The organism is Streptomyces sp. NPDC127092 (assembly GCF_042722475.1).
GTDB lineage: Bacteria > Actinomycetota > Actinomycetes > Streptomycetales > Streptomycetaceae > Streptomyces.
In genome coordinates, this window is the sequence record NZ_JBHXFE010000416.1 from 1 (window position 1) to 1,041 (window position 1,041).

General features: G+C 70.8%; 1 protein-coding gene and 1 pseudogene. Both read right to left on the reverse strand.

Annotation, left to right across the window (positions count from 1 at the left end; all coding sequences use genetic code 11):
- Positions 1–563 (reverse strand): DUF4191 family protein (locus ACFWJO_RS40925; protein ID WP_386873490.1); only part of this gene is annotated, 563 nt, incomplete at its 3' end.
- A 26-nt stretch (positions 564–589) separates the two neighbouring features.
- Positions 590–1,041, reverse strand: a pseudogene (locus tag ACFWJO_RS40930) (lipoyl synthase); the annotation flags it as partial.

The window sequence follows — 1,041 nt, forward strand, 5'->3', positions numbered from 1 at the left end:
TCCTTGACCACCAGCGCGGCGACGCGGGGGGAGGGGCCCTCCGTCACCAGCACGACGCCCGGCCGGCCCACGGCGCGGTAGACGAGGTCCTGGGTCTTCGGGTTCACGGCGGCCGGCTGCTCGGACACGATCCAGCCGCGGCCCAGCGTGGAGAGCGCGGCGCCGGCGGCGCCGGGGCGGCCCTCGAGCTGGGCGAACCCGGCGCGGCGCGCCTTCCGGTTCAGGATGACGACGGCGGCGAGCACACCGAACGGGATCGCGATGAGCAGCCACGTGATCCAGTTGTCCAGCAGGAGGCCGATGACGAGGCCGACGACCAGGGCGCCCAGGAAGGCCAGCAGCATCCACAGTCCGACCTTGGGGTCGTGCGCCTTGGTCATGGCGTAGGCCTGCTTGAGCTGGGAGATCACGCCCGGGCCCTTCGTGGCGCGCTTGTCCCGGCGCTGGGCCTTCGCCTGCTCCTTCTCGCGGAGGCGACGCTCGCGCTGCATGGCCTTGACCTCCTTGAGCGTGGCGGAGGTGGAGCCGGAGGAGGACGCGGGGGGCTGGCTGTTCTTCGTCATGACGGGGTCCAGTCTAGTCGGGCGGCTCAGGACATCTGGGCGACGACGGCGGAGGCCTCCTGGCGGGCGGTCTTCTCCCCGGCCAGGTGCGCCAGGTTCTCCGGCAGGGTCCGGCCGAGGCGCTGCATGGCCTGCGCATAGAGCTTGCCCGCGCGGTACGACGAGCGCACCAGCGGGCCCGCCATGACGCCCTGGAAACCGATCTCCTCGGCGCGCTGGGACCACTGGACGAACTCCTGCGGCTTCACCCAGCGGTCGATGGGGTGGTGCAGCTTCGAGGGCCGCACGTACTGCGTGATGGTGATGATGTCGCAGCCGGCCTCGTGCAGGTCCACCAGGGCCTGGTCGATCTCGTGGTCCTCCTCGCCCATGCCGAGGATGAGGTTGGACTTGGTCACGAGCCCGTCGGCCTTGGCCATCGTGAGCACCCGGAGGGACTTCTCGTACGTGAAGGCCGGGCGGATGCGCTTGAAGATGC